The 19,662-nt window shown below is 68.5% G+C and carries 18 protein-coding genes and 1 pseudogene; 6 read left to right on the top strand and 13 right to left on the bottom strand.

Annotated features, from left to right (window positions below):
• Positions 1 to 5 precede the first annotated feature (5 nt).
• A complete protein-coding gene (locus pbN1_RS11915) occupies positions 6 to 362 on the top strand; it encodes a hypothetical protein (RefSeq protein WP_169203041.1) in 357 nt (118 codons plus the stop codon).
• Here pbN1_RS11915 and pbN1_RS11910 read toward each other — a convergent pair.
• The 7 genes and pseudogenes from pbN1_RS11910 to pbN1_RS11885 form a co-directional block, all read right to left on the bottom strand.
• Positions 350 to 1,540: a class I SAM-dependent rRNA methyltransferase gene (locus pbN1_RS11910; RefSeq protein WP_169203042.1), complete on the bottom strand. Its 1,191-nt coding sequence runs from the start codon at positions 1,538 to 1,540 to the stop codon at positions 350 to 352. The two genes, pbN1_RS11915 and pbN1_RS11910, sit on opposite strands and share 13 nt — an antisense overlap.
• Positions 1,541 to 1,637: 97 nt before the next feature.
• Positions 1,638 to 2,189: a helix-turn-helix domain-containing protein gene (locus pbN1_RS11905; RefSeq protein WP_244856928.1), complete on the bottom strand. Its 552-nt coding sequence runs from the start codon at positions 2,187 to 2,189 to the stop codon at positions 1,638 to 1,640.
• A 197-nt stretch (positions 2,190 to 2,386) separates the two neighbouring features.
• Positions 2,387 to 2,488, bottom strand: a pseudogene (gene xerC / locus pbN1_RS20800) (tyrosine recombinase XerC); the annotation flags it as partial.
• 28 nt (positions 2,489 to 2,516) lie between these two features.
• Complete coding sequence (locus pbN1_RS11900; protein WP_169203043.1) at positions 2,517 to 3,167, bottom strand: DUF484 family protein; 651 nt, start codon at positions 3,165 to 3,167, stop codon at positions 2,517 to 2,519.
• 93 nt (positions 3,168 to 3,260) lie between these two features.
• On the bottom strand, positions 3,261 to 4,094 hold the full coding sequence (gene dapF, locus pbN1_RS11895; RefSeq protein WP_169203044.1) for a diaminopimelate epimerase: 834 nt from the start codon (positions 4,092 to 4,094) through the stop codon (positions 3,261 to 3,263).
• 99 nt (positions 4,095 to 4,193) lie between these two features.
• Entirely contained in the window at positions 4,194 to 5,093 is a 900-nt protein-coding gene (locus tag pbN1_RS11890; RefSeq protein WP_169203045.1) for a lysophospholipid acyltransferase family protein, read from the bottom strand.
• Positions 5,087 to 5,959: a lysophospholipid acyltransferase family protein gene (locus pbN1_RS11885; RefSeq protein ID WP_169203046.1), complete on the bottom strand. Its 873-nt coding sequence runs from the start codon at positions 5,957 to 5,959 to the stop codon at positions 5,087 to 5,089. The genes pbN1_RS11890 and pbN1_RS11885 overlap by 7 nt, the downstream gene beginning before the upstream one ends.
• 285 nt (positions 5,960 to 6,244) lie before the next feature.
• Between pbN1_RS11885 and metK the strand changes: the two genes are divergently transcribed.
• Together metK and pbN1_RS11875 are read left to right on the top strand one after the other, a co-directional pair.
• Positions 6,245 to 7,411, top strand: coding sequence for a methionine adenosyltransferase (metK, locus tag pbN1_RS11880; protein ID WP_169203047.1), 1,167 nt, complete (start codon positions 6,245 to 6,247; stop codon positions 7,409 to 7,411).
• Between the two features lie 300 nt (positions 7,412 to 7,711).
• Positions 7,712 to 8,623 (top strand): bestrophin family protein, encoded by a 912-nt coding sequence (locus pbN1_RS11875; RefSeq protein ID WP_169201645.1) that lies wholly within the window; start codon positions 7,712 to 7,714, stop codon positions 8,621 to 8,623.
• Between the two features lie 27 nt (positions 8,624 to 8,650).
• Here the strand turns inward: pbN1_RS11875 and pbN1_RS11870 are convergent, their stop codons facing one another.
• The 6 genes from pbN1_RS11870 to pbN1_RS11845 form a co-directional block, all read right to left on the bottom strand.
• Positions 8,651 to 8,977: a hypothetical protein gene (locus pbN1_RS11870; protein WP_169201646.1), complete on the bottom strand. Its 327-nt coding sequence runs from the start codon at positions 8,975 to 8,977 to the stop codon at positions 8,651 to 8,653.
• A gap of 33 nt (positions 8,978 to 9,010) precedes the next feature.
• Positions 9,011 to 9,466: a DUF411 domain-containing protein gene (locus tag pbN1_RS11865; RefSeq protein ID WP_169201647.1), complete on the bottom strand. Its 456-nt coding sequence runs from the start codon at positions 9,464 to 9,466 to the stop codon at positions 9,011 to 9,013.
• A gap of 163 nt (positions 9,467 to 9,629) precedes the next feature.
• Entirely contained in the window at positions 9,630 to 11,756 is a 2,127-nt protein-coding gene (locus pbN1_RS11860) for a YgiQ family radical SAM protein (protein WP_169201700.1), read from the bottom strand.
• Between the two features lie 121 nt (positions 11,757 to 11,877).
• Positions 11,878 to 12,288, bottom strand: a complete 411-nt coding sequence (locus pbN1_RS11855; RefSeq protein ID WP_169201648.1) for a DUF2784 domain-containing protein — start codon at positions 12,286 to 12,288, stop codon at positions 11,878 to 11,880.
• Positions 12,289 to 12,333: 45 nt separating this feature from the next.
• The gene (locus pbN1_RS11850) at positions 12,334 to 15,468 is read right to left on the bottom strand and encodes an efflux RND transporter permease subunit (RefSeq protein ID WP_169201649.1); all 3,135 of its coding nucleotides are present in this window, start codon (positions 15,466 to 15,468) and stop codon (positions 12,334 to 12,336) included.
• On the bottom strand, positions 15,465 to 16,469 hold the full coding sequence (locus pbN1_RS11845; protein WP_169201650.1) for an efflux RND transporter periplasmic adaptor subunit: 1,005 nt from the start codon (positions 16,467 to 16,469) through the stop codon (positions 15,465 to 15,467). The genes pbN1_RS11850 and pbN1_RS11845 overlap by 4 nt, the downstream gene beginning before the upstream one ends.
• Before the next feature lie 338 nt (positions 16,470 to 16,807).
• Here pbN1_RS11845 and pbN1_RS11840 point away from each other — a divergent pair, with 338 nt between their 5' ends.
• Genes pbN1_RS11840 through pbN1_RS11830 form a run of 3 tightly spaced genes read left to right on the top strand, consistent with a single transcriptional unit; the run spans position 16,808 to position 19,643 of the window.
• Entirely contained in the window at positions 16,808 to 17,596 is a 789-nt protein-coding gene (locus pbN1_RS11840) for a (Fe-S)-binding protein (RefSeq protein WP_169201651.1), read from the top strand.
• Positions 17,596 to 19,002, top strand: coding sequence for a LutB/LldF family L-lactate oxidation iron-sulfur protein (locus pbN1_RS11835; RefSeq protein ID WP_169201652.1), 1,407 nt, complete (start codon positions 17,596 to 17,598; stop codon positions 19,000 to 19,002). The genes pbN1_RS11840 and pbN1_RS11835 overlap by 1 nt, the downstream gene beginning before the upstream one ends.
• Complete coding sequence (locus pbN1_RS11830; protein ID WP_169201653.1) at positions 18,999 to 19,643, top strand: LutC/YkgG family protein; 645 nt, start codon at positions 18,999 to 19,001, stop codon at positions 19,641 to 19,643. The genes pbN1_RS11835 and pbN1_RS11830 overlap by 4 nt, the downstream gene beginning before the upstream one ends.
• Positions 19,644 to 19,662 lie beyond the last annotated feature (19 nt).

Raw genomic sequence — 19,662 nt, 5'->3', positions numbered from 1 at the left:
CCGCGATGCGCACGTTCCAGGCCCTGGCGATCGTGCTGTGCGTGTTCGGCGCGATCCACCTGCTGCAGGGGCCGGCGTTCTTCTGGCCTGATCGCTTCGATCCGTCCCACGGCGTGCTTCTCGGCGGACTGTCGTCGCGGCTGCTCGGCGCCGGCCTCGTCGTCGTCGCCGCGCTCGGCCTGATGGCCGGCCGGCAAGCCGGGCGCGGCGACGGCCGGGCCGCGCCGCCCCGCTGGCAGCTGCGCTATTTCCTGCTGATCCTGCTCGCGCTGGGTCTCGCCAGCGCTGCCTTCACGATCGGCGAGCGCGGGCCGAACCCGGACTGGCGTGCGCCAGCGAGCGAAGGCGTTCAGCCGACCTGAAGCGCGAGCCCTTTCAGATATTCGCCTTCGGGCACCGCAAGGCCGATCGGGTGATCGGCCGCCGCCGACAGCCGGTGCAGGATGCGCGCATCGACGCCGGCATCGCTCGCCGCACCGGCGACGATCTTCTGGAACAGTTCGAGGCCGATGCCGCCGGAACAGGAATACGTCATCAGGATGCCGCCGGGATTGAGCAGGCGGAAGCCGAACAGGTTGATGTCCTTGTACGCGCGCGACGCGCGATCGGCGTGCGCGGCAGACGGTGCGAACTTCGGCGGATCGAGCACGATCAGGTCGAAGCGTCGCCCCTCGCTCTTCAACGCGCGCAAAGCCTCGAACACGTCGGCCTGCAGCCATTCGGCGCGGCTCGCGTCCAGTTGCGGATTCATCGCGAGATTGCGCCGCGCCCCGTCGAGCGCCGGCGCGGACGAGTCGATCGACAGCACCGACGTTGCGCCGCCGGCCAGCGCCTGCAGCGAGAACCCTCCCGTGTAGCAGAAGCAGTTCAGCACGCTGCGTCCGGCCGCGAGCAGGCCCGTCAGGCGGCGGTTGTCGCGCTGGTCGAGGTAGAAGCCGGTCTTGTGGCCACTGATGACATCGACTTCCATGCGCACGCCGTTCTCGACGATCGTCAGCACGTCCTTCGGCAGTTCGCCATGCACGCAGCCGGTCTTCGGCCCGAGCCCTTCGAGGCCGCGCACGTCGGAATCGGAGCGCTCGTACACCGCCGTGCAGCCGGTCGCCTGCACCAGCCCGGCAACGATCGCCTCGCGCCATTTTTCGGCGCCGGCGCTCGTCAGCTGCACGACGACGACGTCGCCGAAGCGGTCCGCGATGACGCCGGGCAGGCCGTCCGACTCGCCATGGATCAGCCGCAGGCCGCTCTCGCCCGCGAGCAGCGGATGCGTCGCCCGGCGCGCGACCGATTCGGCGACGCGGCGCTTGAAGAATGCGTGGTCGATCGTGATGTCGGCGGCGAATGACCACATCCGGGCGCGGATCTGCGATTCCGGCGACCACGCCGCGCGGCCGAGGAAGCGGCCATCATCGGCGACGACCTCGACGGTGTCGCCCGGCCGCGCGCGCCCTTCGAGGCGGGCCACCGAACCGGCGAAGACCCAGGGATGACGGCGCAGGAGCGAACGCTCCTTGCCGGGATTGAGGACGAGCTTGGACATCGGGAGGCGGACCGGAGGGAGATGAGTCAGAAGTCAGGAGTCAGGCGCGAGAGTGTAAGGCGAGCGGCGCCCGCTCACCAGCACTGCCGCCGCAGCTTCACGCCTTGTCGCGATCGGCCCGGCCCCGGTCGTGCCGCAGATTCCGCACGCGATCGGCGGTTTCGAGGAACTCCGGCAGATCGCGCGAGCACAGCAGCGTGCCGAAATGCTTCAGCGCCCGCGGCGTGAGATACAGGTGCCCGTTCTGCTGCTTGCGGATCCAGCCCAGATCGACGAGGCGCCCGATCTTGCGCCGGACCGTCTCGCGCGGCAAGCCGGTTGCCGCGGCAATCGAATAAGCGTTGCACGGCCGCAGCCGGGACATATGCACCTCGTCGGAGTCGCTCTCGGCTTCGTCCGCCGCGAGGCGATCGCTTTCGTCGCCATGTTCGAGCGCGCCGATGTTGTGCAGCGCGATCTCGCCGAGCAGGATCGGCAGGAGGATATCCCGCTCGAACTCCTCGAACAGGCGCCTCAGACTGCGAACCTGGTAGCGGGCGAGCAGGACCGCCGCATTGCGCAGCCCGCGAGCCCGACCCTGCCCGGGCCCGGCGTCGGGGCTGTCGGGCGCATCGGCGCCAGGAGTTTCAGGATCAGGAATGTCTGGCATTGCTGCCTTGCTCCCACAGTCTGCGGCGCTGGACCCGAGGGAAGATTTGTTAAGAGATGTTTCAGGATAGCTGAATGGCCGCAAGCGACTTGAGATCTTGCTGCCCGGTTTGGGTAAAAAGTCACGAACGACCGTTGATCCAGGGCATGCGACACCCATTGCGGCCTCCGGGACGGTCCGTTCGCCCCGTCGTCGGTTCAGCGCTTCCTTGCGCGGGGGTGCGCCGCGTCGTGCACCTTGGCCAGATGCAGGAAGTCGGGGTGCGTAGGGACCGGTGTGCTGCAAATACTCGCGGCGCCGCGGCCTCCCGACCCGCGGCGCTCACCTTCAGCCCAGTTGCCGTCGCAGCGCCGCCGCGACCAGATCGCCGATGCGCGCCAGGTAGAGCGTTCCCATTCCGGAGTAGAAGCGCTCGGCCTCTTCGCTGCCGAGCGCGAGCAGGCCGAGCACCTGGTCGTCGCGGCGCAGCGGTACCAGCGCCACCGAACGGATATGACAAGCGGCGGGGCCGAACCAGTCGATCACTTCGAGATTCGCCGGCGCACCGCAATACGGGTGGCCCAGGTCGGTGGCGAACAAGCGCAGCTCTTCGGTCACCGGCGAAAAATCCTCGCCTTCGCGAAGCTGCGCGTCGGCCCACACGCGCAGCGCGACGTTCGGCACCGAAAAGTTGTCGCGCACATTTTCGAGCAGCGCAAAACGCAGCGCATCGTAGTCTTCGGCTTCGACCAGCGCGAGCGTCAGGCGATGGACTTTTTCGCCGATCTCGTCGTTTTCCTCGCCGTAGCGAATCAGTTCGGCGAGCTTGCTTTCGAGCTGCCGGATCTTGTCGCGCAGCGCATGAAGCTGTCGCTCGGCAAGCGAGATGGCCTGCCCGCCGTGCGGGTGCGGAACAGTCAGCTGCGTGAACAGCTCGCCGTGTTCGGCAAGAAAGTCGGGATGTTCCTTCAGATAGCGTGCGACATCAGCGGCATTCATGGAAAAGCTGCTCCCCGTCAGGCGCGTGCGCGCCTCCTCGTATTCGTTGCAATCGGCGAAACGGCTCGCTCGAGGTCGCTCACTGGAGGTCGCTCAGTCGATGTCGATTTCGCCCGCAAAAACAGTCACCGCCGGGCCGGTCATCAGCACCGGCTGCCCCGGCCCTCCCCACGCGATGTCGAGTTCTCCGCCACGCGTCTCGACGCGCACCGGCGACTGCGCGAGTTCGCGCAGGATCACGGTCACGACCGCCGCGCACGCGCCGGTGCCGCAAGCAAGCGTTTCTCCCGCGCCGCGCTCAAACACGCGCAGGCGGATGCGGTGGGCGTCGACGACCTGCACGAAGCCGGCATTGACCCGCGCGGGAAAGCGCGGATGGCGTTCGATCAGCGCTCCCTGCACTTCGACGGGTGCCGCGTCGACATCGGCGACGACCTGCACCGCGTGCGGGTTGCCCATCGACACCGCGGTGATCGCGACACTCGCGTCACCGACCTGCAGTGGCTGGACGACGGCGTCCGAATCCGACACGAACGGCACGCGCGCGGCTTCGAGCACCGGCACCCCCATATCGACCGTCACGAGACCATCGTCTTCGAGCCGCGGCGCGATGATCCCGGAGCGCGTCTCGACGCGGATCTCGCGCTTCGCGGTCAGCCCCTGCTCGTGCACGAAACGCACGAAGCAGCGCGCGCCGTTGCCGCACTGCTCGACTTCGCCGCCATCGGCGTTGAAGATCCGGTAGCGGAAATCCACGTCCGGCCGGGTCGCTTCCTCGACCACCAGCAGCTGGTCGCAGCCGACGCCGAAATGGCGGTCGGCAAGACGGCGGACCCGCTCCGGCGTCAGGTCGACAGGCTGGCGGATGGCGTCGATGACGACGAAATCGTTGCCGAGGCCGTGCATTTTCGTGAAGCGCAGACGCATGGGGAATCGCAGCTCAGGTGGGAGTAAGGGAAGCGGTGGCTCGCCGAATTCTGGCCCAGCCGCCGGGGAAGGTCCAGCGACAGCACGCCGCATGCACTTTCAGTACGGCCGCGCCTCGCCCGGCGGACGCGTCTTGAAGCGCCGATGCACCCAGTAATACTGCTCGGGCATCGTCCGCACCACGGATTCGATCCAGCGGTTCATCGCTGCGGTATCCGCTTCGGCGTCCGTCGTCGGGAAATCCTGCCACGGCTCGCCGAACTCGACGACATAGCCGCGCCCGCCGGGCAGCATCCGCGTCACGCACGGCACGACCGCCGCCCCGGCGAGCCGCGCGAGCCGCGGCAGGCCGGTGATCGTCGCCGCCGGCACGCCGAAGAACGGCACGAACACCGCGTCCTTGCGGCCATAATCCATGTCGGGCAGATAGTAGAAGGGGCGCCCGGCCTTCATCGCCTTGACCGTGCCGCGCACGCCGTCCTGGCGCGACAGCAGGCGCTGGTCGCCGAAGCGGCTGCGGCCATGGAACAGCCAGCGGTCGAACACGGGGTTGTTCTGCTGCGCGTAGATGCTGACCGAATCGAAATCCATCGCGACGCGCGAACCGCCGGTGTCGAGGCCGACGAAGTGCGGCGCGAGCAGGATCACCGGCCGCCCCTGGTCGAGCAGCGCCCTGACCCGCTCGGCACCGTCGAGGCGGATGAGGTTCATCAGCCGCCGCTGGCTCGCCCACCACAGCAGGCCGCGCTCGAGCAGGCTGCGGCCGACCGCGCGAAAATGCGCCCGCGCGAGCCGGCGCCTAGCCGCGTCGTCGAGTTCCGGAAAGCACAGCGCGAGATTGACGGCGGCGATATGTCGCCGCGAGCGCGCCAGCCAGTACAGCGCCTCGCCGACCGCCTGCCCGAGGAACGCCAGCACCGGCAGCGGCAGCCAGTGCAGCAGCCAGAACACCGCGACCGCGGCGTGACTCGCAATGCGGCTCAGGGCGCGGCTCAGCATCGCGCTTCACCCGGCGGAGGCGGCACGCCCGAAGGACGCTTGTAGCGGTTGTAGCCCCACAGGTACTGCGCCGGGCATGCGAGCACGAGGCGTTCGATTTCGCGGTTGATCGCCGCGCAGCGCTCTTCGAGCGAGCCCGCGATCGGCTCCACGGGTTCGGAAAGCCGCAGCACATAGCCCGCGCCCTGTGGCAGCCGCTCGGTCCATACCATCACCACCTTGACGCCTTTCACTTCGGACAGGCGCGCCGCGAGCGTCATCGTCCACGCCGGCCGGCCGAAGAACGGCGCCCACACGCCTTCGCCTTCGGCCGGCGCCTGGTCCGGCAGCATGCCGACCATCTCGCCGCTGCGCAGCGCCTTCACGAGGCGGCGCACGCCGGACACGTCGGCCGGGGCGATGCGGATCGCGCCGCGCGCGCGCCCGGCTTCCATCAGCGGCCGCAGCGCCGCCTTGCGCGGCGGGCGGAACAGCACCGTGATCGGTCCATGCGTCGAACAATACTGCGCGCACATCTCGAAGCAGCCGAGGTGCGCCGTCAGCAGCAGCACGCTGGCGCCCTCGGCCTGCGCCCGAGCGATCAGCTCCTGCCCTTCGACCCGCACGATGCAGGACAGCACCTCGTCCTGCGGTCGCAGCCACACGAACGGCAGTTCGAGCGCCTGTCGCCCGGCTTCGGCGATCGCCGCGTCGCGCAGCGCGGCGTCGCGGCGACCGGTTGCCTGGGCGAGATTGTCCTCCAGGCGACGACGATATGACGGTGACAAGCGCCAGATGGCCCAGCCGGCCCAGCCGCCGAGCCGATGCAGCCACGACAGCGGCAGGCCGGCGAGAATGCGGAATGACAGATTGACGAGGAAGGTCACGCGAAGAGGTCACATCGAGGGGGCATCGGCACCGGTCGAATCGGCACAGGCCCGGACACAGGCTCAATCGCCCGCTCCGGATCCCGCACATTTGACCGCCGGATCACAAAGCATATAATTATCGCCCAGCCGCCGAGTTAATACGACAACTTGCAGGGCGGCGCCGCGAACGCACCTAACCGGTCACGGCACACAAGTACTGCTAAAGCGTCGCCTGCTCGACGAAATCCCCGGAGCCGGCCACGCCGGAGAACTCTGGGGATTTTTCGTTTTCAGGAGCAGCGCATGAGCAGGGAATACCTCTTCACCTCGGAATCGGTGTCCGAAGGCCATCCCGACAAGGTTGCCGACCAGGTCTCCGATGGCGTCCTCGACGCAATCCTCACCGACGACCCCCATGCGCGCGTCGCATGCGAAACGCTGGTATCGACGGGCCTGGTGGTCATCTCCGGCGAGATCACGACAAGCGCGCACCCGAACTACAAGGAGATCGCGCAGGACGTGATCCGCCGCATCGGCTACGACGATTCGGCGATCGGCTTCGACTACAGGTCGTGCGCCATCCTCACCGCGATCAACCGCCAGTCGTCCGACATCGCGCAGGGCGTCAATGAAGGCGAAGGCCTCGACCTCGACCAGGGCGCGGGCGACCAGGGACTGATGTTCGGCTACGCCTGCAACGAGACGCCGTCGCTGATGCCGCTGCCGATCTACTATGCTCACCGCATCATGCAGCGCCAGTCCGAGCTGCGCAAGGACGGCCGGCTCAATTGGCTGCGCCCGGACGCGAAGAGCCAGCTGACGGTCCGATACGTCGACGGCAAGCCGGTCGCGATCGACACCGTGGTCGTGTCGACGCAGCACAGCCCCGAAGTCTCACACGCGCAGATCACCGAGCTCGTCATCGAGGAGATCATCAAGCCGGTGCTGCCTTCGGCGCTGATGCAGGGCGAAGTGCGCTACCTGATCAACCCGACCGGACGCTTCGTCATCGGCGGCCCGCACGGCGACTGCGGCCTGACCGGGCGCAAGATCATCGTCGACACCTACGGCGGCGCGGCGCACCACGGCGGCGGCGCGTTCTCCGGCAAGGACCCGTCGAAAGTCGACCGCTCCGCCGCGTATGCCGGGCGCTGGGTCGCGAAGAACATCGTCGCAGCAGGGCTCGCCGATCGCTGCGAAGTGCAGGTCGCCTATGCGATCGGCGTCGCCAGGCCGGTGTCGATGATGGTCGAGACCTTCGGCACCGGCAGGGTCAGCGACGAGCGCATCGTCGAGCTGATCGGCAAGCACTTCGACCTGCGCCCGAAGGCGATTATCCAGGAGCTCAACTTGCTGCGCCCGATCTACGGCAAGACCGCCGCCTACGGTCACTTCGGCCGCGACGAGCCGGAATTCACGTGGGAAGCGACCGACAAGGCCGCGGCGCTGCGCGCCGACGCAGGCCTTTGAGCCCCCCAGGAAACGGCTTTGCCGTTTCCGCCCCCGAGGGGACAAGAAAACTTGGGGCGGCCCGACGTTTTCTTGCAAGGCGTTGCTGACCGGTGATTGATACATGCAACGGGAGTGCGGCGCAGCACTCCTGACGCTGAACATTCGACGGCAGAATCCGCGAGCACGAAATCCGTGCGCTCGCCGTCAAGCGAGTAGGCGAAGAGTTTTTCGTGCAGCGCAACAAATCGCCGTCCGCATTGCACCAAAACCTGAGAGAATCGCACCCCCGCCGTCGCCCGCCCTCCCCCTCTCCCAGCCGTGATCGTCCGCCCTCGTCCGCACTGGATGCATTTGCTGTTCGTTCGCCGCGGGTCGCTCGTTTCCCGCATCCTGCCGCAGCAGCTGTTCATCCTCGCGCTGTCGTGCGGCGTCGTGCTGATGCACGGCCAGCTTTTCCACTTCAAGGTGACGCTCAACGCGAACCCGTTCTCGCTGATGGGGGTCGCGCTCGCGATCTTCCTCGGCTTTCGCATCAACGCGAGTTACGACCGCTACTGGGAAGCGCGCAAACTGTGGGGCGACGTCCTCGTCGAGACGCGCAACCTCGCGCGGCAGGCCCTGACGCTGACGGCCCGCAACGTCGAGAGCCGCCCGTTCGTGCTCGGCCTCATCGGCTTTGCCGCGGCGATGCGCAACCAGCTGCGCCACCAGCCGCGCGACGCCGACCTGCTCGGTCTGCTTCCCGCTGTCGTCATCGAGCGCGCCCGCGTCGCCCGCTCGGCGCCGGCGCTGGTGTTGCTGTGGCTCGGCCAATGGCTGCGCGAGCGCCGCGAAGCGGGGCAACTCGACTTCATGCTCGCGCAGCAGATGGAGCAGTCGCTGAACGGGCTGTCGTCGTCGCTCGGCGGCTGCGAGCGCATCGCCAATACACCGTTGCCCTTCACCTATACGGTGATCCTGCACCGCAGCGCCTATGTTTATTGCGCGCTGCTGCCTTTCGGGCTGGTCGATTCGATCGGCCTCATGACGCCGCTGGTCGTGAGCTTCGTGTCCTACACGTTCTTCGCGCTCGAAGCGCTCAGCGACGAGATCGAGGAACCTTTCGGCACGATGGCGAACGATCTGGCGCTCGACGCGCTCGTCGCCGGCGTCAATGCGAGCCTGCGCGAGATGCTCGGCGAAGAGCCGCCGCCGGCGCCTGTCCCCGACGAGAACTTCCTGCTCGTGTAATGCCGGACTCCTGCGCCAGCGACAGGATCATCGCCCGCCGCAGGGGTGCCGGTCCGCGCCGCAGCTGCGGAAATCGCCGAGCGGGCGGTTGAAGGTGTACTCGAGCGGCTTGCCGACCAGTTCGCGCGCAGCATCGGGAGCCGAGCCGGTCGGGGCGGTGAACGGCAGCGAAACGATGAAGGCTGCGATCCCGACCACCGAACCGACGAAGGTCAGCGGCCGCACGAGGACGAGATCGACGATCATGTCGCTCCCCCGGTCGCCGAGCACCGGATCATCGGCCTGGGCGAACGCCGGCGCCGACGACCACGAAAGAAAGCCCGCTGCCAGGCTCGCGATGAACAGTTTTTTCATGACTGACTCCCTGGTCAACTCCTGGCACCGGCGTCAGTGCGACGCGAACGGCCGGTGCTTGCCGTCCGCATCGAAGCTGACGACGTCGTAACGCTCGGAAGGATACGCCCCTTCCATGCCCGGCGAACCCGCCGGCATTCCAGGCGCTGCGATGCCGGCCACTTTCGGCTTTTCGGCGAGCAGGCGCCGCACGTCCGCCGCAGGCACGTGGCCTTCGACGACGTAGCCGCCGATCTTCGCCGTGTGGCACGAAGCGAGCGCCTGCGGCACGCCAGCTTCGCGCTTGACGGCGCTCATCGCGGTGCTGCGAACCTCCTTCACGGCGAATCCGCTCGCGCGCATGTGCTCGGCCCACTTGCTGCAACAGCCGCAATTCGGGTCCTTGTACATGACGACTTCCTCGCCGGCGGCGAAGACGGGGCCGCCCGCGAATGCAGCGACCAGCCCGAGGGCGGACACGAGACGGAGGAAGGCGGGACGGGTGTTCATATCGACTCCTGTTGCAGAGGGGTGAGGTATTTTCGGCGCCGGGACCGTTGCCGTGAAGGCTTCGCGATCACTTCGTCATTGCCGTGCCATTGTCTCCACTGCCGCAGGCGATCAGCCTTGAGCGGCGACAAACGCCGCGAAAGCGGGGCGTCCGCCACGGCTGTCAGGAGCGAGCTTTGCGCCGGCCCGGTGTCGCCGGCGGGGCGGCAGTCGCGCCACCGCTGCCCTTGTGCGCCGGCGTCGCGCGGCGCTCGCTGGCGCAGGAGCGCGCGGCGGGGCGACGTCCCGAGCGTTCGACGGCGAGCGGCACGCCCGGCTGGTGGCGCGGCACGAGGCAGTTCGGGCCGTTGCCGATCAACTCCGCGCGGCCCATGCCGAGCAACGCTTCGCGGATCAGCGGCCAGTTCTCCGGGTCGTGCCAGCGCAGCAGCGCCTTGTGCAGCTTCCTCAGCTTGCCGGCGCGCGCGGTGTCGACGATTTCGGAATCCGCTGACACGCGGCGCAATGGATTCCTGCGGCTGTGGTACATCGTCGTCGCCATCGCCATCGGCGTCGGCATGAAGGTCTGCACCTGGTCGGGCCGGAAGCCGTTCTTCTTCAGCCACAGCGCGAGGTTCAGCATGTCCTCGTCGGTCGTGCCCGGGTGCGCGGCGATGAAGTACGGCACGAGGTGCTGCTTCTTGCCGGCCTCGCGCGAGTATTTCTCGAACATCCCGGCGAACTTCTCGTAGCTGCCGATGCCCGGCTTCATCATCTTCGACAGCGGCCCTTCCTCGGTATGCTCGGGCGCAATCTTCAGGAGGCCGCTGACGTGGTGGGTGACGAGTTCCTTGACGTACTCCGGCGAGCGCACCGCGAGGTCGTAACGCAGCCCCGAGCCGATCGTCACGCGCTTGACGCCGGGAATCGCGCGCGCCTTGCGGTACAGCGAGATCAGCGGCGCGTGGTCGGTCTTCAGGTTCTCGCAGATGCCCGGATAGACGCATGACAGCCGCCGGCACGAGGACTCGATCTGCGGGTCCCGGCACGCCATGCGGTACATGTTCGCGGTCGGGCCGCCGAGGTCGGTGATGTGGCCCTTGAAGTCCGGCGTCCGGTCACGGATCTCCTCGATCTCGTGCAGGATCGATTCTTCCGAGCGGCTCTGGATGATGCGCCCCTCGTGCTCGGTGATCGAGCAGAAGGTGCAGCCGCCGAAGCAGCCGCGCATGATGTTGATCGAGAACTTGATCATGTCCCACGCCGGGATGCGCGCGTCGCCGTACGACGGATGCGGCCGGCGCGCGTACGGCAGGCCGAAGACGAAATCCATCTCGGGCGTGGCGAGCGGCAGCGGCGGCGGGTTAAGCCACACGTCGCGCCGTCCCGGCCCGTCGCCGTGCGCCTGGACCAGCGCGCGAGCGTTGCCGGGGTTCGATTCGAGGTGGAACACGCGCGAGGCGTGCGCATACATCACCGGGTCGGCGACGACCGTTTCAAACGACGGCAGGCGCACGACGGTCCTGCCACGCACCTGCCGCCGCGCCGCGGCGCGTTCCGCGGCCGGGACGATGCGCACCGGCTGCGCGGCGCCTTCGCCGGCCGCAGCCGGCTTTTCGGGCTCCATCGCGTACGGGTCGGGATGCGGCTCGACGCGGCCGGGGCGGTCGAGCGTGGTGGAGTCCTGCTCTGACCAGCCGCCATCCGGCAACCAGCCCGGCCGGACCATGAACGCGGTGCCGCGCAGGTCGCGGATCGCCTCGATCGGCTCGCCGCTATCGAGGCGGTGCGCGAGCGCGACCAGCGCGCGCTCGGCGTTGCCGAACAGCAGCAGGTCGGCTTTCGAGTCCGCGAGCACCGAGCGGCGCACCTTGTCCGACCAGTAGTCGTAATGCGCGATGCGGCGCAACGACGCCTCGATGCTGCCGATGACGACATTCGCGCCGGGGAAGGCTTCACGCGCGCGCTGGGCGTAGACGGTCACCGCGCGGTCGGGCCGGCGACCGGCCTCCGCGCCCGGCGTATAGGCGTCTTCCGAGCGGATCTTGCGCTCGGCGGTATAGCGGTTGACGAGCGAATCCATGTTGCCCGCGGTGATGCCGAAGAACAGCCGCGGGCGGCCCAGCGCGCGGAACGGCTCGGCGCTCTTCCAGTCCGGCTGGCTGATGATGCCGACGCGAAAGCCCTGCGCTTCGAGCAGCCGCCCGACGAGCGCCATGCCGAAGCTCGGGTGGTCGAGGTACGCGTCGCCGGTGACGAGCACGACATCGCACTCGTCCCAGCCGAGCGTGCGCATCTCCGCGCGCGACATCGGCAGGAACGGGGCGGGTCTGGTCGCGGGGCGGGCGCGGGCGCGGGCGAAAATGCTGGGAACGGGGCTGGAAGGCATGATAGCGGGCATTGTACTGGGACGCACCGACCGGCGCTTCGGTTCAATCGCCGGCTCCCGGGCGGGCGTCCGAGGCGCTTCGCGCGCGCCGTCGCTGCCGGCGCCGCCGCCACAGCACCGCGTAGAACACGGCATTGACGGCCAGCACGAAGACGCCCAGCAGCGTGCCGATCGCCGGCGTCAGCCCCGCGGGATAGATCAGCGGCAGCAGGTAATGCTCGATGAAACCCTCGGCGTAGCCTGCCTCGCCCGCTGCGCGGCGCAACGCGTTTTCGAGCGGCGTCAGCGGACACATGCCGCCGATCAATTCAATACCCGCACCCCATGCGACCACCGGCAGATGCAGCCACGCGAGGCGCGACCAGCGCAGCACCAGCACGCCGCCCGCGACGACGAACAGGATGAACGCGAAATGGACCAGGACGACGAAATCGGCAGCGAAACTCGCAAGCATCTGCGCCTCCAACAACTGCCGCCCCGCTCGCCGCGCTCACGGCATCTAAGCCATCGGGGCGGGGCGGGCGGCGGAAACGCCGCGGTCCGGCCGTCTCCTTCCCATCGCCAGGCGGTAGATCAGCGGGATCGCGAACAAGGTCAGCAAGGTCGAGAAGCCGAGCCCCCACACGATGCTCGCCGCGACCGGCCCCCACATCAGCGACTTGCCGCCGAGGCCCGCGGCGAGCGAGAACAGGCCGGCGATGGTCGTCGTCGACGTGATCAGGATCGGCACCACGCGCCGCCTCGCCGCGTAAATCGCTGCGTGCTGCACCGTCATGCCGGCCGCGCGCCGCTCGTTCGCCGCGTCGATCAGCACGATCGCCGAGTTCACCGCGATGCCGGCGAGCGCGATGACGCCGTACATCGTGTACAGCGACAGCGGGTTGCCCGATACGAGAAGGCCGAGCAGCACGCCGGTAAACGCGAGCGGCACGGTGACGAGGACCATCAGCGGCTGCCAATAGCTACGGAACTGCGTCGCGAGGATCAGGTAGATCAGGCCGACGCCCAGCGAGAACAGCGCTGCCATCGAGTCCAGGCTTTCCTGGATGTCGTCGAGTTCGCCCGAGAAATCGAGCTCGACGTTCGGGAAGCGCGGCTGCAGCTCGGCCCAGGCCGCCTTCAACCGGTTGTTCGCCGTCAGCGTATCGATCTCGTCCTGGTCGAGGCCGGCCTCGATCGTGATCGCGCGCGTCAGCTGATAGTGCCGTATGTAGCCCTTCGAGATGCGCGTTTCCGCGTCGACGAGCGAACCGAGCTGCACGCTGCGCCGCACATCCCCTGCGTCGCGTGGCAGCGGCACCGGCCGCTGCAACAGTTCGCTGACATCGGTCAGCGTCTCGGGGCGCGCGCGCACGACGACTTCGACTTTCTCGCCCTCGTCGCGCGTCGTCGCGACCATCTCGCCTTCGCCATACAGGCGCAGCAGGCGCGCGACTTCGCCCGGCGCGACGCCGGCCCGCGCAAGCTTCTCGCGGTTCAACACCAGCCGCAGTTCGGCGCGGCCCGCCACGTCGTCGTCGGTGAGGTCCTTCACGCCGGGGATCTTCGCGACTTCGGCGAACAGCGCGTCGGCGGCGGCGCGCAATTCCTCGTAGTTGTCGGCCTTGACCTTGACGCTGATCGGCCGCGCCGTCGGCGGCCCCCCTTTCAACTCGAGGAACGAGAACTTCCCCTCGCCCTGCAGCGCCAGCACCGGCTCGCGCACCGCGGCGATTACCTCGGCAGTGTCGCGCAGTTCGCCCCGGCGCGGATTCAGCGACACGATCACTTGGCCGTACTGGTCGCCGTACAGCGGCTCGGTGTCGGTGAACTTGATGCCCGCATACGCGGTGACCGAACGCACCTCGGCCGGGTCGAGCGTCTGCTGCACGACCTGCGCCGCCCGCTCGGCCTCGGCCAGCGTGCGCTCCAGCGTGGCCCCGGCCGGCATGTCCAAACTGACATAGAACAGGCGCACCGGGTCGAAGGCGAAAAACTGGATCTTCACGAGCCCCCCCGCCAGCGCCCCGACCGCACCGGCCATCACCAGCGCCAGCGCCGCGAGCGCGGTCTTCGGCCGGCGAAATACGCGCACCAGCAGGCGCGAGTACTTCACGCGCAACCAGTGCGTGAAGTACTCGCGCCTCGCCTGCATGCGACTGCGGCGCTGTGTGAAATCCGGGCGCAGCGCGAGGATGTGCGCGGGGATCATCCAGAACGCCTCGACGAGACTGACCGCCAGGCCCGCCGTGACGACGAACGGTACGAGGAACATGAACTTGCCGAGGATGCCGGGCAGCAGCATCAGCGGCAGGAACGCGGCGATCGTCGTCAGCACCGACGAGATCACCGGCAGCGCGACTTCGCGCACCCCTTCGACGACGGCAACCTCCGCCGGGTCACCGCGCTGCAGCCGGTAATAGATCGCCTCGACGATCACCACCGCGTCGTCGACGAGCATGCCGAGCGCAATGACGACGCCGAGCAGCACCGTGAGGTTCAGCGTCGAGCCGATCAGATCGACGAGCAGGAACGTGCCGGCGAGCGAGAACGGCACGCCGAGCCCGACGAGCAGCGCGAGTCGCGGGCCGAGGAACAGCCAGCACAGCCCGAGCACCAGCACCAGGCCGAACAGCGCGTTCGACTCCATGACGCCGATCGCGTCGCGCGTCATGTGCGTCTGGTCGTCGATCATCACCAGCTGCACGCCTTCGCCGAGCAGCAGCGGATTGCGTTCGGCGACGAAGCGCTTCAACCGGTCGACGAGCTCAAGCGTGTTGCTGCCGGCCTGCTTCGTGATCGACATCATCACCGCCGGCTGGCCGTTGTAGCTGACGAGCTGGCCGGTGCGCTCGTGGCCGCGCGCGACCCGCGCGACTTCGCCGAGCGCGACCCGCCCATCGGGCGTCACGACCGCCGCCTGCGCGAGCACTTCCGGGTCCGGCGTCTTGCCTTCGAGGCGCACCAGCCACTCGCGGTCCTGCACCCGCATGCGCCCGCCGAGCGTGTTGCGGAACCACGCCGCGACGCTGTCCGACACCTGCACCGGCGACAGGCCCGCCGCAGCGACGCGATCCGGGTCGAAGTCGACGTGCAGCTCCGGCTCATCGAAACCGACCGCGATGACCCTATCGACGTCGGCGAGCCGCTCCAGATCCTTCTTGATGCCGAAAGCCGCGCTGCGCAGCGTCTCGCCGCCGCCGGCGCCGTAGAGCACCAGCATCGCCGTCGGGAAGCCGTTCGACGTCGTGATCTCGACGATCGCCGGCTCGGTCGCCTCCGCTGGCAGTTCGGCCTCGGCCTTGTTCTGCACCTCGCGGCGCAGGTCGTTCACACGCTTGTCGAACTCCTGCTCGCCGATCTCCTCGAAACGCACCAGCAGCGACGACACGCCCTCGCGGCTCGACGACGACACGAACTTGATGTCCTTGACCTGCTTGATCGCGTCTTCGAGCGGGCCGGTGAGCTCGCGCTCGATATCCTCGGCGGAGGCTCCCGGCAAGGTCGTGATGATATTGACCCAGTTGAAATTGATCTCCGGGTCCTGCGCGCGCGGCATCGTCAGGTAAGTGACGATGCCGCCGAGCAGCACCAGGGCGAACGCGATGTTCGCGAGCGGGTGATTGTCGATCAGCCGCCGGTACCAGCCGCTCATTTGCCGTTTCCTGCCGCGCCGTTGGCGTTCAGGCCGATCGCAAAGCGCCCCTCGTCGATCACCGCAGTATCGGCCGGCCAGTCGACGGCCGCCGGCCGCCCTGCCTGGGCGTCGGGCAGCGCGACGAATACCGGCTTGCCGTCACGCTCGACGTAGGCGCCGAGCCCATCAGTGCGTTGCTGCAGGAAGGCCGGCGGCAGATGCGGCACCTGGCTGCGCCAGCGCACCTCCCCGGCGAGCCCCGGCGCGAGCGCTGCGTTCGACGAGAACACCGCCTCCTGGGCCTGCCCGCCCGGCTCGACGACCGGCGACACGCGCAGCAGGCGCAGCGTGTGCGTCGCGCCACCGGCCGCGAGCTCCCACTTGCCGGCCGCGCGCAGGCTGCCGATCTGCGCGGTCGGCACGCGCGCCCGCAGCTCGGTGTTGCCGGTCGCCGACAGCACCAGCAGCGGCGTGCCCGGCACCGCGAGGTCGCCGACGCTCGCGAGGCGCTCGCGCACGACACCGGCGAACGGCGCGCGGATCGTCGTGCGCGCAAGCTGCAGGCGCGCCGCGGCAACTCCCTGGCGCGTCGCGCCGAGTTCGCTCTTCAGCACCGCGAGTTCGGTTTCCCGGATCCTGAGCGCATCCGCGCTGATGAAACCCTGGTTCGCGAGCGCGCGGGCCTGGTCGAGCTGCGCCTCGGCGAGCTTGACGCGATTGCCGATCAGCCGGCTCTGCGCTGCGGCACGCTCCACCTCGATGCGGTACGCGGCGGCGTCGATGCGCGCGAGCTCCGCGCCTTTCGCGACCGCCTGCCCGACGCGCCTCGGCAGGCTCTCGATGCGGCCGGAGACTTCGGCGGCGATGCGCGCCTCGTCAACCGCCACCACGTGCGCCGAGGCGCGGAATTCGGGATACACCGCGACTTCGGACAACGGGCGGGCCGACCATTCGGCAGCCGTCGCAAAGCGGGGCAATAACGCCGAGAATATCAAGGCAAGGCACAGGAGACGCTTCATGCGGGATCTTCTTCTCGTTCAGTCAACGCGCGCAGCGATCACGGCGGACGCCGGACGTGCGGGCGCGCAACGGGATTGTCATCGCCCGGCCGGTAATCGTCCAGTGGGCACGATCCGGCCGGCGCGACCGGCGCAGTGTGCCACGCCCGGCAGAAACGCGCCCGGCCGCGGCACCGCCGGTGGCCCGTCGCCGCCGCGGGCCTCTGCTATGCTGCCGCTGGCATGAAACGCGCTCATCGCCGGCCTGAAAATCCCTCGCCCTGCATCGCGGCAGCGCTTGCTAACATCGCTCTGCCCTCATCGCTCACCTGCCCAGAACAAGAACCGGAGACCGCTTCATGACCTCATCGCCCACCGCCGGGCCCCGCGTCGGACTGTTCGCCACGTGTCTGATGAACCTGTTCCGCCCGAACGTCGGTTTTTCCGCGGTCAAGCTGCTCGAAGACGCGGGATGCAGCGTCGAGGTGCCGGCGAGCCAGACGTGCTGCGGCCAGCCCGGCTACAACAGCGGCGACTATGACGCGGCGCGCGCGCTGGCGCGGCAGGTCATCGAGGCGTTCGAGCATTTCGACTATGTCGTCGGGCCGTCCGGCTCGTGCATGGCGACGATCCGCCACGACTACCCCGCGCTCTTCGCTGACGACCCGCAGTGGCTACCGCGCGCCGAAGCGCTGTCGAGGAAGAGCTTCGAGCTGCTGTCGTTCCTCGCCGACGTGCGCGGCGCGGCAGTCACGGTCGATGCGCGCTACGCCGGCACCGCGACTTACCACGACTCGTGCTCCGGACTGCGCGGGCTCGGCATCAAAGGCCAGCCGCGCGCGCTGCTCGGCGAAGTCGACGGACTCAAGGTCAAGGAGATGGAAGACGCCGAAGTGTGCTGCGGCTTCGGCGGCACGTTCTGCGTCAAATACCCGGAAATTTCCGAGAAAATGGTCGATGACAAAGTGCGCAACATCCTCGCCACCGGCGCCGACACGCTGCTCGGTGGCGATCTGGGCTGCCTGATGAACATCGCCGGCCGGCTGAAGCGCATTCACGCCCCGGTCAAGGTGTTCCACACCGCCGAAGTGCTCGCCGGCTTCGCCGACGGGGCGGGTCTCGCCGACGCCCCGAAGGAGTCGCGCTGATGCAGATCCGCTCGGATGAATTCAAGGAACGCTCGGTCTTCGCGATCCACGACGCGAACCTGCAGACCGCGCTCGGGCGCGCGCGCTACGGCTTCGTCGGCAAGCGCGCGCTGCAGGTCGCCGAGCTGCCGGAATTCGAGCAGTTGCGCGAGGAAGCGAAGAACCTCAAGAACCACGTCCTCGACAACCTCGACCACTACCTCGAACGCTACGAGGCGGCGGTGACGAAGGCGGGCGGCCAGGTGCATTGGGCGCGCGATGCCGAGGAAGCGCGGAAGATCATCCTCGGCATCTGCAAGCGCGTCGACGCGAAGACGGTCACGAAAGGCAAGTCGATGGTGTCCGAGGAAATCGACCTCAACGAGGCGCTGATCGACAACGGCATGGAAGTCGTCGAGACCGATCTGGGCGAATACATCATCCAGCTCGCGCACGAGCCGCCGTCGCACATCATCGCGCCGGCGGTGCACAAGACGAAGGACCAGGTGTCGGACCTCTTCGAAGCGGCGCACGGCGGCCCGCGCAAGACCGAAGTGCCGGACCTCGTCGACGAGGCGCGCCGCGTGCTGCGCGACAAGTATTTCCGCGCCGACGTCGGCATCACCGGCGGCAACTTCCTCGTCGCCGAGACCGGCTCGTCGATCATCGTCACCAACGAAGGCAACGGCGACCTCACGCAGACGCTGGCGAAAGTGCATATCGTCACGTCCGGCATCGAGCGCGTCGTGCCGACGCTCGACGACGCGACGCTGTTCCTGCGCCTTCTGGCGAGGAGCGCGACCGGCCAGGAGACCGAGACCTATACGACGATCTCGACCGGCCCACGCCGCGCCGACGACCTCGACGGGCCCGAGGAATACCACGTCGTGCTGGTCGACAACGGCCGCTCGAAGATGCTCGCCGGGCGCTTCCGCGACATGCTGCGCTGCATCCGCTGCGGCGCGTGCATGAACCACTGCCCGGTGTATGGCGCGGTCGGCGGTCACGCCTATGGCTGGGTCTACCCGGGGCCGATGGGCTCGGTGCTGACGCCGCTGATCAAGGGCCTCGACGCCGCGTACGACCTGCCGAACGCCTGCACGCTGAACGGCCGCTGCCAGTCGGTGTGCCCGGTCAAGATCCCGCTGCCGGAACTGCTGCGCGAGCTGCGCCACCTGCAGCACCAACAGAACATCACGCCGGTGATGCAGAAGCGCGCGCTCAATGTCTGGCGCTGGGTCGCGACGCGGCCGAAGCTGTACCACGCGATCGAGCAGGTCGCCGCGCGCGCGCTGTCGGCCCTCAGTCGCCGCGGCCGCATCCGCCGCCTGCCGCTCGCGGGCGGCTGGACCGACTCGCGCGACCTGCCGGCGCCGCCCGGACGCACTTTTCTCGAACTGTGGCAAGGAAAGCGAGGCCAGAAATGAACGCAAGAGAGAACGCAAGAGCGGCCATCCTCCAGTCCGTCCGCGACGCGCTGCGGCGCGGTCCGCTCGACGCCACGCAGGTTGCCGCGCTCGACGCACGCGTGCCGCGGCACACCCGTCCGGCGCACGACGAAGACCTCGTCGCCCGCTTCATGCGCAAGTTCGAAAGCCGCGCCGGCACGGTCGAGCACGTCGCCTCCCGCGACGCGGTTCCCGCCGCGGTCGAAGCCTACCGGCTCGCGCACCGCCTGCCGCAGCGCGCCGCAGTGGGCGCCGCGCTGAAGGATCTCGCGTGGCCCGAGGGCTGGCTGATCCATCATGAAGCAGCCGGCATCACCGAGGCGCTCGCGGTGTCGCCCGCATTGTGCGGCATCGCCGAGACCGGCAGCCTGATGCTCGCGTCGGGCCCGGACAGCCCGACGACGCACAACTTCGTCCCCGACGACCACGTCGTCGTGCTCGAAACCGCTCGCATCGTCGACCACTTCGAGGACGCGTGGGACCTGCTGCGCGCCCGCCCGCAAGGCATGCCGCGCGCGACGAACCTCATCTCCGGCCCGTCGCGCACCGCCGACGTCGAGCAGACGATCCAGCTCGGCGCGCACGGCCCGCGCCGCGTGCATGTGATCCTCGTCGGCTGAGCCATACCCATATTCACTT

It is taken from the genome of Aromatoleum bremense (assembly GCF_017894365.1).
GTDB lineage: Bacteria > Pseudomonadota > Gammaproteobacteria > Burkholderiales > Rhodocyclaceae > Aromatoleum > Aromatoleum bremense.
Note: the sequence above shows the minus strand (reverse complement) of the source record. Positions and strands in the feature narration are given on the sequence as shown.

What these genes read in the sequence shown, in the direction of transcription:
- pbN1_RS11915 (WP_169203041.1), top strand. Translation starts at nt 6, where the DNA reads ATGCGCACGTTCCAGGCCCTGGCGATCGTGCTGTGCGTGTTCGGCGCG.
- pbN1_RS11910 (WP_169203042.1), bottom strand. Translation starts at nt 1,540, where the DNA reads ATGTCCAAGCTCGTCCTCAATCCCGGCAAGGAGCGTTCGCTCCTGCGC.
- pbN1_RS11905 (WP_244856928.1), bottom strand. Translation starts at nt 2,189, where the DNA reads ATGCCAGACATTCCTGATCCTGAAACTCCTGGCGCCGATGCGCCCGAC.
- pbN1_RS11900 (WP_169203043.1), bottom strand. Translation starts at nt 3,167, where the DNA reads ATGAATGCCGCTGATGTCGCACGCTATCTGAAGGAACATCCCGACTTT.
- dapF (WP_169203044.1), bottom strand. Translation starts at nt 4,094, where the DNA reads ATGCGTCTGCGCTTCACGAAAATGCACGGCCTCGGCAACGATTTCGTC.
- pbN1_RS11890 (WP_169203045.1), bottom strand. Translation starts at nt 5,093, where the DNA reads ATGCTGAGCCGCGCCCTGAGCCGCATTGCGAGTCACGCCGCGGTCGCG.
- metK (WP_169203047.1), top strand. Translation starts at nt 6,245, where the DNA reads ATGAGCAGGGAATACCTCTTCACCTCGGAATCGGTGTCCGAAGGCCAT.
- pbN1_RS11870 (WP_169201646.1), bottom strand. Translation starts at nt 8,977, where the DNA reads ATGAAAAAACTGTTCATCGCGAGCCTGGCAGCGGGCTTTCTTTCGTGG.
- pbN1_RS11865 (WP_169201647.1), bottom strand. Translation starts at nt 9,466, where the DNA reads ATGAACACCCGTCCCGCCTTCCTCCGTCTCGTGTCCGCCCTCGGGCTG.
- pbN1_RS11860 (WP_169201700.1), bottom strand. Translation starts at nt 11,756, where the DNA reads ATGTCGCGCGCGGAGATGCGCACGCTCGGCTGGGACGAGTGCGATGTC.
- pbN1_RS11855 (WP_169201648.1), bottom strand. Translation starts at nt 12,288, where the DNA reads ATGCTTGCGAGTTTCGCTGCCGATTTCGTCGTCCTGGTCCATTTCGCG.
- pbN1_RS11850 (WP_169201649.1), bottom strand. Translation starts at nt 15,468, where the DNA reads ATGAGCGGCTGGTACCGGCGGCTGATCGACAATCACCCGCTCGCGAAC.
- pbN1_RS11845 (WP_169201650.1), bottom strand. Translation starts at nt 16,469, where the DNA reads ATGAAGCGTCTCCTGTGCCTTGCCTTGATATTCTCGGCGTTATTGCCC.
- pbN1_RS11840 (WP_169201651.1), top strand. Translation starts at nt 16,808, where the DNA reads ATGACCTCATCGCCCACCGCCGGGCCCCGCGTCGGACTGTTCGCCACG.
- pbN1_RS11835 (WP_169201652.1), top strand. Translation starts at nt 17,596, where the DNA reads ATGCAGATCCGCTCGGATGAATTCAAGGAACGCTCGGTCTTCGCGATC.
- pbN1_RS11830 (WP_169201653.1), top strand. Translation starts at nt 18,999, where the DNA reads ATGAACGCAAGAGAGAACGCAAGAGCGGCCATCCTCCAGTCCGTCCGC.